This is a genomic window from Streptomyces sp. NPDC100445 (assembly GCF_044759735.1).
Classification (GTDB): Bacteria; Actinomycetota; Actinomycetes; order Streptomycetales; family Streptomycetaceae; genus Streptomyces.
In genome coordinates this window covers 304,141-317,572 of record NZ_JBIVZV010000009.1, presented here as the reverse complement: position 1 = coordinate 317,572, position 13,432 = coordinate 304,141, and the positions used below count along the sequence as shown (strand labels likewise).

General features: G+C 73.8%; 14 protein-coding genes. 8 read left to right on the top strand and 6 right to left on the bottom strand.

What is annotated here, in order from left to right; genetic code table 11:
* Positions 1-11: 11 nt before the first annotated feature.
* Entirely contained in the window at positions 12-1,010 is a 999-nt protein-coding gene (locus tag ACIQVT_RS22700) for a TAXI family TRAP transporter solute-binding subunit (RefSeq protein ID WP_403756714.1), read from the bottom strand.
* 108 nt (positions 1,011-1,118) lie between these two features.
* Here ACIQVT_RS22700 and ACIQVT_RS22695 point away from each other — a divergent pair, with 108 nt between their 5' ends.
* The 3 genes from ACIQVT_RS22695 (at position 1,119) to ACIQVT_RS22685 (ending at position 2,843) form a co-directional block, all read left to right on the top strand.
* Positions 1,119-1,526: a MazG nucleotide pyrophosphohydrolase domain-containing protein gene (locus tag ACIQVT_RS22695; RefSeq protein WP_403756711.1), complete on the top strand. Its 408-nt coding sequence runs from the start codon at positions 1,119-1,121 to the stop codon at positions 1,524-1,526.
* 198 nt (positions 1,527-1,724) lie between these two features.
* Positions 1,725-2,240: a hypothetical protein gene (locus ACIQVT_RS22690; protein WP_403756708.1), complete on the top strand. Its 516-nt coding sequence runs from the start codon at positions 1,725-1,727 to the stop codon at positions 2,238-2,240.
* A gap of 57 nt (positions 2,241-2,297) precedes the next feature.
* Complete coding sequence (locus ACIQVT_RS22685) at positions 2,298-2,843, top strand: DUF1697 domain-containing protein (RefSeq protein WP_403756705.1); 546 nt, start codon at positions 2,298-2,300, stop codon at positions 2,841-2,843.
* A 124-nt stretch (positions 2,844-2,967) separates the two neighbouring features.
* Here ACIQVT_RS22685 and ACIQVT_RS22680 read toward each other — a convergent pair whose 3' ends face one another.
* The 3 genes from ACIQVT_RS22680 to ACIQVT_RS22670 form a co-directional block, all read right to left on the bottom strand.
* Positions 2,968-4,065 carry a lytic polysaccharide monooxygenase gene (locus tag ACIQVT_RS22680; RefSeq protein ID WP_403756699.1) on the bottom strand — a complete coding sequence of 366 codons (1,098 nt, stop codon included), beginning with the start codon at positions 4,063-4,065 and terminating at the stop codon, positions 2,968-2,970.
* 300 nt (positions 4,066-4,365) lie between these two features.
* Positions 4,366-5,490: a cellulose binding domain-containing protein gene (locus tag ACIQVT_RS22675; RefSeq protein WP_403756696.1), complete on the bottom strand. Its 1,125-nt coding sequence runs from the start codon at positions 5,488-5,490 to the stop codon at positions 4,366-4,368.
* A 278-nt stretch (positions 5,491-5,768) separates the two neighbouring features.
* On the bottom strand, positions 5,769-6,800 hold the full coding sequence (locus ACIQVT_RS22670) for a LacI family DNA-binding transcriptional regulator (protein WP_403756693.1): 1,032 nt from the start codon (positions 6,798-6,800) through the stop codon (positions 5,769-5,771).
* 131 nt (positions 6,801-6,931) lie between these two features.
* On the opposite strand from ACIQVT_RS22670, the gene miaB reads away from it, so the two are divergent.
* Complete coding sequence (miaB, locus tag ACIQVT_RS22665) at positions 6,932-8,458, top strand: tRNA (N6-isopentenyl adenosine(37)-C2)-methylthiotransferase MiaB (RefSeq protein WP_403756690.1); 1,527 nt, start codon at positions 6,932-6,934, stop codon at positions 8,456-8,458.
* A gap of 477 nt (positions 8,459-8,935) precedes the next feature.
* A complete protein-coding gene (locus tag ACIQVT_RS22660; protein WP_403756687.1) occupies positions 8,936-9,655 on the top strand; it encodes a class III extradiol dioxygenase subunit B-like domain-containing protein in 720 nt (239 codons plus the stop codon).
* A gap of 127 nt (positions 9,656-9,782) precedes the next feature.
* Here the strand turns inward: ACIQVT_RS22660 and ACIQVT_RS22655 are convergent, their stop codons facing one another.
* Both ACIQVT_RS22655 and ACIQVT_RS22650 read right to left on the bottom strand, forming a co-directional pair.
* Positions 9,783-10,067, bottom strand: a complete 285-nt coding sequence (locus ACIQVT_RS22655) for an antitoxin (protein ID WP_403756684.1) — start codon at positions 10,065-10,067, stop codon at positions 9,783-9,785.
* Positions 10,068-10,091: 24 nt separating this feature from the next.
* Entirely contained in the window at positions 10,092-10,544 is a 453-nt protein-coding gene (locus tag ACIQVT_RS22650; protein WP_403756681.1) for a hypothetical protein, read from the bottom strand.
* Between the two features lie 189 nt (positions 10,545-10,733).
* Here ACIQVT_RS22650 and miaA point away from each other — a divergent pair, with 189 nt between their 5' ends.
* From miaA to dapF, 3 genes are all read left to right on the top strand, one after another.
* Positions 10,734-11,672 (top strand): tRNA (adenosine(37)-N6)-dimethylallyltransferase MiaA, encoded by a 939-nt coding sequence (gene miaA / locus ACIQVT_RS22645; protein WP_403756678.1) that lies wholly within the window; start codon positions 10,734-10,736, stop codon positions 11,670-11,672.
* A 278-nt stretch (positions 11,673-11,950) separates the two neighbouring features.
* On the top strand, positions 11,951-12,445 hold the full coding sequence (locus ACIQVT_RS22640; RefSeq protein ID WP_403756826.1) for a hypothetical protein: 495 nt from the start codon (positions 11,951-11,953) through the stop codon (positions 12,443-12,445).
* A 71-nt stretch (positions 12,446-12,516) separates the two neighbouring features.
* Positions 12,517-13,386, top strand: a complete 870-nt coding sequence (gene dapF, locus ACIQVT_RS22635) for a diaminopimelate epimerase (RefSeq protein ID WP_403756675.1) — start codon at positions 12,517-12,519, stop codon at positions 13,384-13,386.
* The last annotated feature ends 46 nt before the right edge of the window (positions 13,387-13,432 follow it).

The following is a 13,432-nucleotide window of genomic DNA, read 5'->3' as shown; positions in this document are numbered from 1 at the left end:
CCCCGGAGGCTTCAGGGCTTCACCGACCGGTAGTAGCGCCGGGAGCCCTCCTGGAGCGGGAGCGGGTCGGTGTAGATGGCGGTGCGCAGGTCCACCAACTGGGCCGAGTGGACGTGGGCGCCGATGTCGTCCCGGCTCTTGATCACCGTCCGGGTCAGCCACTCGGTGAGGCGCGGGTCCAGGTCCGTGCGGGTCATCAGCACGTTGGACACCGCGATCGTCGGCACCTGCGTGCCCTGCTGGGCGCCCGGGTAGGCCGACTCGGGGATGTTGGTGGCCCGGTAGTAGCGCGCCGCCTCGCCCTCGCCGTGGAGCCGGGCGATGAGGCCGTCGTCGATCGGCACGAACCGGAAGCCACCCTTTTCGGCGAGGTTGACCAGCCCCTTCGTGGGCAGCCCGCCCGACCAGAAGAACGCGTCGATCTTTCCCCGCCGCAGCTGGTCGGGGCCGGTGTCGATACCGTCCGCCACCGGGGTGATGTCCTTCGCCGGGTCGATCCCGGCGGCGCGCAGCACCCGGTCGGCTATCAGCCGCACCCCGGAGTCGGGCAGCCCGGTCGCCACCCGCTTGTGCCGCAGGTCCGCGACGCTGCGGACGCCGGAGCCGCGGGGCACGACGAGGTGCACGTAGTCGTCGTAGAGCCGGGCCACCCCGCGCAGCCGTTCCGCGCCCCTCCCGTGCCGCAGCTCGTACGTCGCCACGGCGTCGGCCGCCGCGATGGTGAAGTCGGCCCGCCCGGTCGCCACCCGCTGGACGTTCTCCTGCGAACCGGCGCTGTTGAGGAGCCTCACCTTCAGACCGGGCATGTCCTTGGCCAGTTCGGCCCGCAGCCGCTCGCCGTACTCCTGGTAGACCCCGCGCGGCGTGCCGGTGCTGAACACGATCGTCCCGGTCGGCGGCTTCTCGCCCAGCGGGAGCAGCCACCACAGCAGCAGCCCGAGGGCCACGACACCGGCGGCCGCGCCCTGGAGCGCCCGACGCCTGCTGATACGGGGGAACGTCTTGGACATGCGGCGATCCTGCCAGCCGATGCGCGGCGGTGACCAGGGCCCGTCGCCACGCGCGGGGCCGGCCGCGGCCGGAGGGCACTGTCGGTGGCGGCCGTTAGGGTCGTCCGCATGAGCACTTCGCCCGCCGGCTCCGTCCGTGAGTTCCACCGCGCCTTCGGTCTCGACGTCCGCACCACGCCGACGGAGGTGGACCCCGCGCTGGCGGCCCACCGCGGGGAACTGCTCGCCGAGGAGGCGGCGGAGGTCGCCGAGGTCGCGGTCGGCGGACCGCTCGACCGGCTCGCGCACGAGCTGGCCGACGTGGTGTACGTCGCGTACGGCACCGCGCTGGTGCACGGCATCGACCTGGACGAGGTGATCGCCGAGATCCACCGCGCCAACATGAGCAAGCTCGGCCCGGACGGCCAGGTGGCGCGCCGCGCCGACGGCAAGGTCCTCAAGGGCGAGCACTACCGGGCACCGGACGTGGCGGCCGTACTGCGCGGCCAGGGCTGGATACCGGGCGGCGCGGCCTGACACCGGCGCCGGCCGCCGGTGACGCGCGGCCGGCGGTCGGCCGGACCCCGCCCGTCGGACCTCGCCGGCCGCCCGGGGCGGGTCGACGGCGGGGCGAACACCGGGTGACGTCCGGGCCGCCCTTCACCCGGCCCCGGGACCGGTGCTTCCCTGGAACGGTGGGGAACCGCTGGGGGGCCGGGGGTGGACGTCGGGGCGGTGACCGCGGTCGTCGGAGTCGTCGGGACGCTGCTGTCCGCGCTGCTGACCCAGCGCGCGGCCGACCGCGGCCGCCGGCGGGAACAGGCGCGCGTCGAGGAGGCCCGGGAACGGTGGCGGCACGCCCAGGAACTGCGGGCCTGCTACGTCGACCTGAACACCGCCGCCCGGCACTACCTCGCCGCGCTCACCGATCAGTTGCACGCACTGGGCCGCCCCGCGGAGCTGCGGAGCGTACGGCAGCGGCTGACGGAGGTGCGCGACCGGTACCGGGACGTGTACGCGGAGGCCCAGCCGCGGGTGCCGGAGCAGGTGCTCGACCTCGCGGGCGGCCTCAGCCACGACCTGGGCGCGGTCTACGGCATGGTCCGGCGCCCGGACGACGGCGTCCCCGGCCCCGGGGACTCACCGGCCGCCGCGCGGGAGAGCATCGACGAACTGTGGGACCGGCTGCGGCGGGTGCGGCGTGAGATGCGCGTCGAAGTGGGCGCGTTCCGGGCGGACCGGGGGTGTTGACGCGGCCTCCCGCCGGACCGCGCGCGGCACCGGCGCCGCCCGTGAGAGCTTGGGGGCATGACGAAGCACGTCGCGCTGTTGCGCGGGATCAACGTCGGCGGCCGTACCCAGCTCGCCATGGCGGACCTGCGCGGCCTGTTCACCGCCCTGGGGTACGAGGACGTCCGGACGTACCTGCGCAGTGGGAACGTCGTGTTCGGCGCCCCGGCCGGGCAGATCCCCGCCGAACTGGCCGCGCGCATCGAGGAGCGGATCACCGACGACCTCGGCACGCCGGTCACGGTCCTGGTGCGCACCGCCGGCGCCCTCGCCCGCACCCTGGCCCGCAACCCCTACCTGGGCCGGGAGGACGATCCCGCCAAGCTGCACGTCACCTTCCTCGCGCGGGAGCCGACCGCCGAGCAGGCCGCCCGGCTGGAGGTGCCGGCCGGGGAGACCGCCGTGTTCACGCTGACCGGCGACGAGATCCACCTGCACGTGCCCGACGGGTACGGCAGGACCAGGCTGAACAACGCCTTCATCGAGCGGCGCCTCGGCATCCCGGCCACCACCCGCAACTGGCGGACGGTCACCGCCCTCGGCGAACTGGCGGCGCGGGACTGAGTCGCGCCCCGGAGCGGGCCACCGCCCAACAGACATGGCACCGTCCGGGCCGGTACGACCGGCCCGGACGGTGGGGGAGTGACCTCCCGGCCGTCGCGCGGCGGGGGTCAGTGGGTGACGGCCGTCAGGTGACGCAGCCGATCGAACCGGCGGGGAAGTCGTTGCCGGTCGAGGTGGCGGTGAAGCCGAAGGTGACGCTGCCGCCGGCGGGGACGACCCGGTTGTGGTCGGCGTTGCGGACGGTGACCGTGCCGTCGGCGCCGGTGGACTGGGTGCCGTTCCACAGGCTGTTGATCCGGGTGCCCGAGCCGGGCTTCCAGGCCACGGCCCAGCCGTCCAGCGGTGCCGTGCCGTGGTTCATGACCTCGACGGAGGCCTGGAAGCCGCCGCTCCAGGAGTTCACGACGGAGTACGTGGCCATGCAGGAACCGGTGTGCGGGTCCGTCGGGGTCGGGGTGGGGGTTGGTGTCGGAGTGGGAGTGGGAGTGGGGGTCGGGGTGCCGCCGGGGGTGCGCATGCCCGTGACCTCGCCGTGGCCGCCGTCGAAGACGATGTCCGAGCAGGAGAAGAAGTTCTCCTGGCTGTCCGAGCGGACCCACTGGATGAAGACCAGCGCGTCCCCGCTGCGGCCGGCGGGCAGTTTCAGGTCCCAGGAGTAGTGGCCGCCCTCGGTGCCGGGCGACCCCTGCTGCGGCGGGTTGGTGACCGTCTGGATCAGGTCCAGGTCGGCCCAGCGCAGGGCGGAGGTGGGCGACCAGCCCTGTTTGGTGAGGTAGACGCGGAAGTCACCGGGGTGCGCCGCCCAGTTGCTGTACTGGGCCTGGATCGTCGCCCCGCTGGTGAGATGGGTGCGCGGCCAGTCCGAGCGGGCCGCGTTGTAGGCCGAGAAGTCGTACGGGGACCGGTCGCCCGCGCTGCACAGGGTGCCGTCCGGGACGTAACCGGAGCCCCGGCCACCGGCGTTGGAGTCGAGCACGGCGAACCAGTTGTACAGCGCCGTCGCCCCGCTCTTGGCCAGCGCGTCCCGGCAGGCCGGGTTGGTGGGGTCCAGCCCACCGGTGGTGGTGTGCGAGTCCAGGTAGCACAGGTAGGTACGGGAACCGGGCAGCATCGCCACCCCGTGGGCCTGTGCGCTGCCCTGTCCCAGCAGGGTCAGGGCGAGTGCCGCCAGCAGCGTCGACAGGGCCGCTGCCAACGACAGGAGTCTGCCGCGTCGGACCATGTGGTGCTCCTTCCGTGCGGATCGGACGGGTCTGTGCCCCGGACGGGTGCCGGGGTGGGCGGGTGGCACCGGAGTGCCGGCGCCGGGAGCGGTTGTAGGCGGCGTTGCGTACGGTCGCCCGGCCCCGCGCTTCGGCCCCTCCGGGTGGGGCCGGCGCGGGAACCGCGCGAAGTGGAACCGGGACCCGGCCGATCGGCGTGTGGGAGACGGGCGGGTCCCGGGGCAAGGGGGCGTGGCACGCGGCTCGCGCGGGCGGCCGGGTCACGTGGTGGTGCGGTGGTGCGGTGCGGACTGGTGGGGTCACGCGGTGGCGCAGGCGGCCCCGTTCAGGCTGAAGGCGGCCGGCCTGGCGAAGGAACCGGTGTAGGTGCCCTGGAAGCCGAAGGACGCCTTGCCGCCGGCCGGGATCTGGGCGTTGTAGGCGAGGTTGCCCGCCGTGACCGCGCCCGAGGACGGTGTGACGCCGGCACCCCAGGCGCTGGTGATCCGCTGCCCGGCGGGCAGGGCGAAGGCCAGCCTCCAGCCGTCGACCGGGGTGGAGCCGGTGTTGGTGACGGTGACGTCGGAGGTGAAGCCGCCCTGCCAGACGTTCGTCGTGTACGCCACCGAGCAGGCAGTGGACCCGCCCGGGCCACCAGGGTCGCCGCCGGTGTTGACCGTGGAGGAGAAGGAGTTCACGGCGAGGCCGGTGCCGTTCTGCCAGGGCTCGAAGCCCGCCTGCACACTGGTCAGGTACCAGCTGTTCTGGGCCAGACCGCGGGCGACGGCCTCGCGGGCGAAGTCCATGACGTCGAAGTTCCAGCTGGTGATCGTGGAGGGCGCGACGAAGGACAGCACGTCGTTGCCGCCGTTGTTGCCGGACCACACCTGCCAGGAGCGGCCGGCGACGGTGGCGGTGCCCACCTGCGAGCCGACGGGCTGCACGGGCCCGACCTTGTTGAACCAGATCATGATCTCGGTCTGGTTGACGCCGTCGGTGCGGGGCGTGGAGTCGAGCCAGATGTCGTACGCGGCGTCGTACACCGCGTTGCTCACGTAGCTGTACGAGATGCCGGTGGGCGCGCTGGAGATGCCGCTGAGCCGCGCCGGGAGACTCGTACCGGGCGAGCAGTTGGTGTAGTGGCAGCCGTTGAAGACGGACGGGTACGACTTCGGGGCGCCGTTCGTCGGGACCGAGCCGTCGGCCTGGGTGATCCGGAATCCCGAGTCGGTGGCGGTGACGCACTGGGCCTCGCTGGTGCCCCAGCGGTTGTTCTGGACGACGTAGCGGCCCTGGATCGTGGTCGACCCGAACGCCTCGCAGATCGAGGTGTCGGCGTGTGCCGCCGGGCTGGTGGTGAGCAGGGCCGCGAGGGCGGCGAGGGCGGTGAGCAGCGCGCCCAACAGGCCGCGCGTGCCACGGGCAGGGTGCGTGGACGGTCGCATGCGGGTCCTCTCCGGGACGGTCGGTGCGATGCGGGAGCGCTCTCGTGCGTGCGGGAGTGGGAGCGCTCCCATTCCTCCGTTCGGCAGGGACTGTAGGGAGAGTTCATGCCCCTGACAAGACTGTGCGCGGGGGGAGTGTCGAACGGCTTTCGAAACCCCAGGTGGGAGAGCACCCGTATCGGGATGCGGAATGTTGGGAGCGCTCCCGGACGCCGCTCGTCCTGCGCGCCGGTGCCGAGGATCCGCCAGGTGGTGCCGGGGCGTGCCAGTGGCCGGAGTCAGGCCGACTCGCGCAGCACCAGTTCCGTGCGGAGGACGACATGCCGCCAGGCCACGGACGACTCGTCGACCTCCTCCATCTCCTCCAGCAGGAGCCGCACCATGGCCCGCCCGATCTCCGCCACCGGCTGCCGCACCGTGGTCAGCCGCGGCTCGGTCCGCTCGGCCAGCGGGAAGTCGTCGAAGCCGATTATGGCCACGTCCTCCGGGACCCGTCGTCCCGCCGCCCGCAGCGCCCGCAGGGCGCCGGCGGCCGTGGTGTCCGACGCGGCGAGGACACCGTCGATCCCCGGGTGCCGCTCGATCAGCCGGGCCATGGCGCGGCGCCCGCTCTCCTCGGTGAAGTCGCCCTCGGCGATCAGGGTCCGCCCGGCGTCCAGGCCGGCCTGCGCCAGGGCCTCGCGGTAGCCGCGCAGCCGGCACTGGGCGACGTACATGTCGAGCGGCCCGGTGATCGTGGCGATGGTCCGCCGGCCCCGGTCCAGCAGGTGGGCGACCGCGCCGCGGGCCCCGCCGACGTTGTCCGCGTCGACGTAGCTGACGTGCTCCTCGCCCGAGCGGCGGCCCAGCAGGACCGTCGGCAGCCGGGCCTCGGCGAGCATGTCGGGCAGGGGATCGCCGGCGTGCACGGACATCAGCAGCACCCCGTCGACCCGGCCGCCACGGGCGTACTCCAGGAAGCGCCGCCGTTCGGCGTCCGAGCGCACCAGCGTCAGCAGCAACTGCATCCCGGTGTCGGCCAGGGCGTCACCGAGCGAGCGGACGATCTCGGAGAAGAACGGCTCCGCGAACAGCCGCCAGTCCGGTTCCGTCATCACCAGCGCGACCGCGTCGGCCCCTCGCCCGGCCAGGGACCGTGCCGCGAGATTGGGCACGTACCCCAGCTCCGCGATGGCCCGCTGCACGGCCCGGCGTGTGGAGTCCTTCACCCCCGCCGCGTTGTTGACGACGCGGGAGACCGTGCCCCGGCCCACTCCGGCGCGGGCGGCCACCTCCTCCAGCGTCGGCGTGCCCGGGCGCCGCCTGCCCATGACCACCCTCCCCCCACCGAGATCACCGATAGTACGGGCCCCGCGACAGCCCGCCCACAGCATGTCCGGCCGCTCCACCGGCTCCGGACCACCGCGGCCGGGGGGCCGCGGCGACCACCTACCCTTGAACCATGACCAGCAGCAGCGACCGGAGCCCCGCAGTGGACGTGCACGCACCCAAGAGCTACGAGATCCGCACCTACGGGTGCCAGATGAACGTCCACGACTCGGAGCGGTTGTCCGGACTGCTCGAGGAGGCCGGGTACGTACGGGCCCCCGAGGACGCGGACGGGGACGCGGACGTCGTCGTCTTCAACACCTGCGCGGTCCGCGAGAACGCCGACAACCGGCTCTACGGCAACCTCGGCCGGCTCGCGCCGAGGAAGGCCTCCCGCCCCGGCATGCAGATCGCGGTCGGCGGCTGCCTCGCGCAGAAGGACCGCGACACCATCGTGAAGAGGGCGCCCTGGGTGGACGTCGTCTTCGGCACGCACAACATCGGCAAGCTGCCCGTCCTGCTGGAGCGCGCCCGCGTCCAGGAGGAGGCTCAGGTCGAGATCGCCGAGTCGCTGGAGGCGTTCCCGTCCACCCTGCCGACCCGCCGCGAGAGCGCGTACGCGGCCTGGGTGTCGATCTCCGTCGGCTGCAACAACACCTGCACCTTCTGCATCGTCCCGGCGCTGCGCGGCAAGGAGAAGGACCGGCGGCCCGGCGACATCCTCGCCGAGGTCGAGGCGCTGGTCGCCGAGGGAGTCTCCGAGATCACGCTGCTCGGCCAGAACGTCAACGCCTACGGCTCCGACATCGGCGACCGCGAGGCCTTCAGCAAGCTGCTGCGAGCCTGCGGGAACGTCGAGGGACTGGAGCGCGTCCGCTTCACCTCCCCGCACCCCCGCGACTTCACCGACGACGTGATCGCCGCGATGGCGCAGACCCCGAACGTGATGCCGCAGCTGCACATGCCGTTGCAGTCCGGTTCGGACACGGTCCTGAAGGCGATGCGCCGCTCCTACCGCCAGGAGCGCTACCTCGGCATCATCGAGAAGGTGCGGGCCGCGATCCCGCACGCCGCGATCACCACCGACATCATCGTCGGCTTCCCCGGTGAGACCGAGGAGGACTTCGAGGACACCCTGCACGTCGTCCGCGAGGCCCGGTTCGCGCAGGCCTTCACCTTCCAGTACTCCAAGCGGCCCGGCACCCCCGCCGCGACCATGGAGGGCCAGATCCCCAAGGAGGTCGTCCAGGAGCGTTACGAGCGGCTGGTCGCCCTCCAGGAGGAGATCTCCTGGGAGGAGAACAAGAAGCAGGTCGGCCGCACGCTGGAGCTGATGGTCGCCGAGGGGGAGGGCCGCAAGGACGGCGCCACCCACCGCCTGTCCGGCCGTGCCCCCGACAACCGCCTCGTCCACTTCACCAAGCCGGACGAGGAGGTGCGCCCCGGCGACGTCGTCACCGTCGAGATCACGTACGCCGCGCCGCACCACCTCCTCGCCGAGGGACCCACCCTCGCCGTCCGTCGCACCCGCGCGGGCGACGCCTGGGAGAAGCGCAACGCGGCGGAGGCCGCCGAGCCGGCGGGCGTCATGCTCGGCCTGCCGAAGGTCGGCATCCCGGCGCCCCTGCCGACCGCGACGGCGGGCTGCGGCTGCGACTGACCGCGGCGATGACGCCCGGGGATGCCCCCGCAGCGGGCTTCCGGCGCGGCGGTCCCGTCACTCGTGCCACGGCACGGGGTGCGCCTGGGGGAGGCGTGATGCGGCGGAGGCCGCCGAGCCGGCGGGTGTCCTGCTCGGCGTGCCCGAGGTCGGCATCCCGGCGCCCCTGACGACCGCGGCTGTCCGGAGCGGGTGACGCGCGGGGCCCCGGCGACGGTGCCGAGCTTCCGTCGCCCGTGCCACGGCAGGGTGACCTTTGGGAGAGCCGCGATGCGACGGGGGTCGTCAGGCAGCCGGCGGCCTGCTCGGCGTGCCCAAGGGGGCACCCGCCCCCCCGCCTTCTTGCCGCGACTGACCGGAGCGGTGACGCCCGGCGCCCCCGACGACGACGGCGGGCTCGTCCCTCGGCGGCGGGGTCGCGCTCCGCGTACCCGCCGGAGTGCCGGTCAGGGGCGTGACGGCGTTACTCTGCCGATCATGCTTGTCGCCGCCGCCGTCTGCCCCTGCCCGCCGCTGCTCGTGCCCGAGGTCGCCGTGGGCGCCGCACCCGAACTGGACACCGCGCGCGCGGCCTGCGTGGACGCGCTCGGCGTGCTCGCAGCCGCCCGTCCGGACCTGCTGGTGGTCGTAGGCCCCACCGGGCGGGAGGACGTGGGCCCCTACCCGCAGGGCGCCCGGGGGTCGTTCCGCGGTTTCGGGGTCGACCTGGAGGTACGTCTGGGGCCCACCGCGGCGGACGCCGACGCCCCCGCGCGTGAGCTGCCCCCCTCGCTGGCCGTCGCCGCCTGGCTGCTCGAGCGGACCGGCTGGGCCGACGCCCCGATCGAGGGGCTCGGGGTCGACGGATCGCTGGCGCCCGAGGGATGTGCCGACATCGGCGCGGAGCTGGGGGCCAGGGCCGCGCGGGTGGCGTTGCTGGTGATGGGGGACGCCAGCGCCTGCCGGTCGCTCAAGGCGCCGGGATACCTGGACGAGCGGGCGGCGCCCTTCGACGCCGAGGCGGGACGGGCGCTGGGAGCGGCGGACCTCGCGGCACTCCGGGCGATCGACCCCGCGCTGGCCCGCGAGCTGAAGGCGTCCGGTCGCGCGCCCTGGCAGATCCTGGCCGCCGCCGCCGAGGACGCCGGCCTCACCGGTGCCCTGCTGTACGAGGACGCCCCGTACGGCGTCGGGTACCTGGTCGCGACCTGGACCTGACCCGACGACGGCGGACGGCCGGGGAGATCCTCTCCGCGGCCGTCCGCCGGTCCGGCCGGGGGCGGGACCCCTCACCCGGATCGGGGACGCGCCGTCGTGACCGGGGCGTCCACCGGGTCCGGGCCGGTCAGGAGACCGGCGGCGGGCCCTCCGGCCGGGCGGGCGGCTTCGGTTCGGCGGGGGACGCCGGCGTCTCGGGGCCGTCCTTGTGGGCGAGGCGGTCCACCGCTTCCTTCGCCTTGCCCGTGCCGGCCTCGATCTTGTCGCTGTACTTGCCCTTGGTCCGCTCGTCGACGGCCTTCGCGGCCTTGTCGATGCCGTCCTGAACCTTGCCCCCGTGCTGTCGCGCGAGGTCCGACACCTTGTCCTTCGCCGGACCCAGCCTGGCCTTCACGTTGTCGAACAGCCCCATGATCCACCTTCCCTCGTCCCGCGGTCACCGGCGGGCGCCGTCGCCCGCCTCGCTGTCGGCGGCCTCGTCGGCGGACTGCTGCCGCGGGATGCCGGCGCCCTCGGAGGCGCCGTCCGCGCCGCCGTCAGCGCCACTGTCGGCGCCACTGTCGGCGGCGGCGTCGGCACCGTCGTTCCGGTCCGCGTCCGCGTCCGCCCGCACGGCCCCGTCCTCGTTCCCGTCCACGGCCGGGTCATGCGACTGCGACTGCGACTGCGACTGCGACTGCGACTGCGTCGGCCCGGCCCCCTCCGCCTCGGCCGGGCCCGGCGCCGCCGTCTCCACCTCGGCCCCGGCCACGGTCACGGCCCCGGTCGGGGCGGACGCCGTCTCCGGCTCCTCCTCCGCCTCGGTCCCGGCCGGCTCCACGTCGGCCGGCGTCTCGGCGGCCGACGCCTCCCGAGTCGCCTTCGACCTGCCGAGGAGTCGTGCGAACATGCCCATTTCCACTCCATACGGTACTCGTGCGGGCGGATTCCCGCGTCACCCGGTGCAAGGGTTCGTGCCGCCCGGGTCACCGCCTCCGGCAGTCCCGCAGGAGGCACCTCGCAACGGGCAACGACCCGCAGTGCCCGCCGTCACGTAACTCGTTCGGGAGCAGGCGGGGAGGTTTGCGAGACTGGTGCGGTGAGCAGCGCATCCCCCGCCCCCCGCGTCATCGCCGTCGTCGGACCGACAGCGGCCGGAAAATCCGATCTCGGTGTCTTCCTGGCCCAGCGTCTCGGCGGTGAGGTCGTCAACGCCGACTCCATGCAGCTGTACCGGGGGATGGACATCGGTACCGCCAAGCTGACGCCCCAGGAGCGCGGTGGCGTCCCCCACCACCTGCTGGACATCTGGGACGTGACGGTCGCCGCCTCGGTCGCCGAGTACCAGCGGCTCGCCCGCGCCCGGATCGACGCCCTGCTCGCCGAGGACCGCTGGCCGGTCCTGGTCGGCGGCTCGGGCCTGTACGTCCGCGGAGCCGTCGACAACCTGGAGTTCCCGGGCACCGACCCGGAGGTCCGGGCCCGCCTGGAGGAGGAGCTGACGCTGCGCGGCCCGGGTGCGCTGCACGCGCGGCTGGCCGCGGCCGACCCCGACGCCGCCCGCGCGATCCTGCCCGGCAACGGCCGCCGTATCGTCCGGGCCCTCGAGGTGATCGAGATCACCGGGCGCCCCTTCACGGCCAACCTGCCGCGCCACGACTCCGTGTACGACACCGTCCAGATCGGGGTCGACGTGGCGCGCCCGGAGCTGGACGACCGCATCGCGCGGCGCGTCGACCGGATGTGGGAGGCGGGTCTCGTGGACGAGGTGCGCGCACTGGAGGCGCGAGGTCTGCGCGAGGGGCGCACGGCGTCGCGCGCGCTCGGCTACCAGCAGGTGCTGGCCGCGCTCGCCGGGGAGTGCACCGAAGCGGAAGCCCGGGACGAGACCGTACGTGCGACCAAGCGCTTCGCGCGCCGGCAGGATTCGTGGTTCAGGCGCGATCCCCGGGTGCACTGGTTGAGTGGGGCCCTCGCGGACCGCGGGGAACTTCCGCAGCAGGCCCTGGCGTTGGTCGAACGACCGGTCACAGCCTGATCACGTCATGGCATCGGGATGCGCCGCCGGTCATCCCGGCCTGTGACGCCGTGCCATCATCGAGCTTCGATCGACCAAGTGGAGCCTAGTTGGGAGGGCGCGTGGCGATGGAGGCCGGCCCTCGCGACACCGCACGAAGTGCCGAGCATGTCACTACTGGGAGTGACGAGCCGGGCAGGACCGACGACGGTCCGACGGCGGACGATCCAACCGTCGACCGACTGCCCGCGGACGCCCTGGTCGCGGACGACGCCCTGCCTGCGGACGACGCCCTGCCCATGGATGACGCCCTGCCCGCGGACGCCCTGATCGTGGACGACGTCCTGGTCGTGGACGGGCCGGCCGCGGACCGGCTCGCCGACGACGGGCCCGACGAGACAGTCGGCGGCGTCACCGCCGACGGACCCGACCCCGAGGAGATGTATCCGGTGGGGCCGGAGGTCGAGGTCGAGCTGCGCCCGCAGCGTCGACTCCGCATCTGGCAGCTCGCGCCCATCGTGGGACTGTCCGCCGTCGGCTCGCTGATGTTCGCCTTCCCGCTCGCGTTCGACTTCGGCGACAGTGGCGCGGTCATCGCCATGCTCGGTCTGCTGATCTGCTCGTGCGCGGCGGGCTGGGGCATGATGGCCGCCCGTCGGGTGGGCTACACCTGGCCCGGCCTGCCTCCGCGCGGCTCCGGCCACCGCCCCGACTGGCGGGTCGTGCTCGGTTACCTCCTGTTGGTGGCCCTTGTGGCCGTCCTCGCCGTGTGGCGAGTGGCGAGACTGCGCTAGCCACGTCCCCGCCCCCAGGGATGCCACCGTGCCCACGGCCCCGCCGTGCACAGCTCCCGTACGATCGAGGGATGAGCACACGGATCGCCTTCCTCAAGGGCCACGGCACCGAGAACGACTTCGTGATCGTGCCGGATCCCGAGAACGCCATCGAGCTGGCCCCGGCCACCGTCGCCGCCCTGTGTGACCGCCGGGCCGGTATCGGCGGCGACGGCGTGCTGCACGTGGTGCGGTCCGCGGCGCACCCGGAGGCCAGGGCGATGGCCGCCGAGGCCGAGTGGTTCATGGACTACCGCAACGGCGACGGCTCGGTCGCCGAGATGTGCGGCAACGGCGTCCGTGTGTTCGCGCGCTACCTCCAGCACGCGGGACATGTGGCCGAGGGGGACCTCACGATCGCCACGCGCGGGGGCGTCAAGTCCGTCCACCTCGCGAAGAACGGTGACGTCACCGTCGGCATGGGCCGCGCCCGCCTCCCCGAGGGCGACGTGACGGTGAGCGTCGACGAGCGCAGCTGGCCCGCGCGGAACGTGAACATGGGCAACCCGCACGCCGTCGCCTTCGTGGCCGACCTGGCCCACGCCGGGAACCTGTTCACCCCGCCGCCGGTCGGCCCCGCCGACGCCTACCCGGACGGGGTGAACGTCGAGTTCGCCGTCGACCGCGGCCCCCGGCACGTGGCGATGCGGGTGCACGAACGCGGTTCCGGCGAGACCCGCTCGTGCGGCACGGGCGCGTGCGCGGTCGCCGTGGCCGCCGCCCGGCGCGACGGAACCGATCCGGCCGTCACCGGCACCCCGGTGACGTACACCGTCGACGTGCCCGGCGGCCGTCTGGTCATCACCGAGCGGCCCGACGGCGAGATCGAGATGACCGGACCCGCCGTGATCGTCGCCGAGGGCGAGATCGACGGCGCATGGCTGGAAAGCATCACTCACTGACCTGGGGGAACAAGGAGGGAGCGGCGTCGTGCGCCCGGATCACCGC

Coding starts and splice junctions, on each gene's coding strand:
- ACIQVT_RS22700 (WP_403756714.1), bottom strand. CDS start 1,010: ATGTCCAAGACGTTCCCCCGTATCAGCAGGCGTCGGGCGCTCCAGGGC.
- ACIQVT_RS22695 (WP_403756711.1), top strand. CDS start 1,119: ATGAGCACTTCGCCCGCCGGCTCCGTCCGTGAGTTCCACCGCGCCTTC.
- ACIQVT_RS22685 (WP_403756705.1), top strand. CDS start 2,298: ATGACGAAGCACGTCGCGCTGTTGCGCGGGATCAACGTCGGCGGCCGT.
- ACIQVT_RS22680 (WP_403756699.1), bottom strand. CDS start 4,065: ATGGTCCGACGCGGCAGACTCCTGTCGTTGGCAGCGGCCCTGTCGACG.
- ACIQVT_RS22675 (WP_403756696.1), bottom strand. CDS start 5,490: ATGCGACCGTCCACGCACCCTGCCCGTGGCACGCGCGGCCTGTTGGGC.
- ACIQVT_RS22670 (WP_403756693.1), bottom strand. CDS start 6,800: ATGGGCAGGCGGCGCCCGGGCACGCCGACGCTGGAGGAGGTGGCCGCC.
- miaB (WP_403756690.1), top strand. CDS start 6,932: ATGACCAGCAGCAGCGACCGGAGCCCCGCAGTGGACGTGCACGCACCC.
- ACIQVT_RS22660 (WP_403756687.1), top strand. CDS start 8,936: ATGCTTGTCGCCGCCGCCGTCTGCCCCTGCCCGCCGCTGCTCGTGCCC.
- ACIQVT_RS22655 (WP_403756684.1), bottom strand. CDS start 10,067: ATGGGGCTGTTCGACAACGTGAAGGCCAGGCTGGGTCCGGCGAAGGAC.
- ACIQVT_RS22650 (WP_403756681.1), bottom strand. CDS start 10,544: ATGTTCGCACGACTCCTCGGCAGGTCGAAGGCGACTCGGGAGGCGTCG.
- ACIQVT_RS22640 (WP_403756826.1), top strand. CDS start 11,951: ATGGATGACGCCCTGCCCGCGGACGCCCTGATCGTGGACGACGTCCTG.
- dapF (WP_403756675.1), top strand. CDS start 12,517: ATGAGCACACGGATCGCCTTCCTCAAGGGCCACGGCACCGAGAACGAC.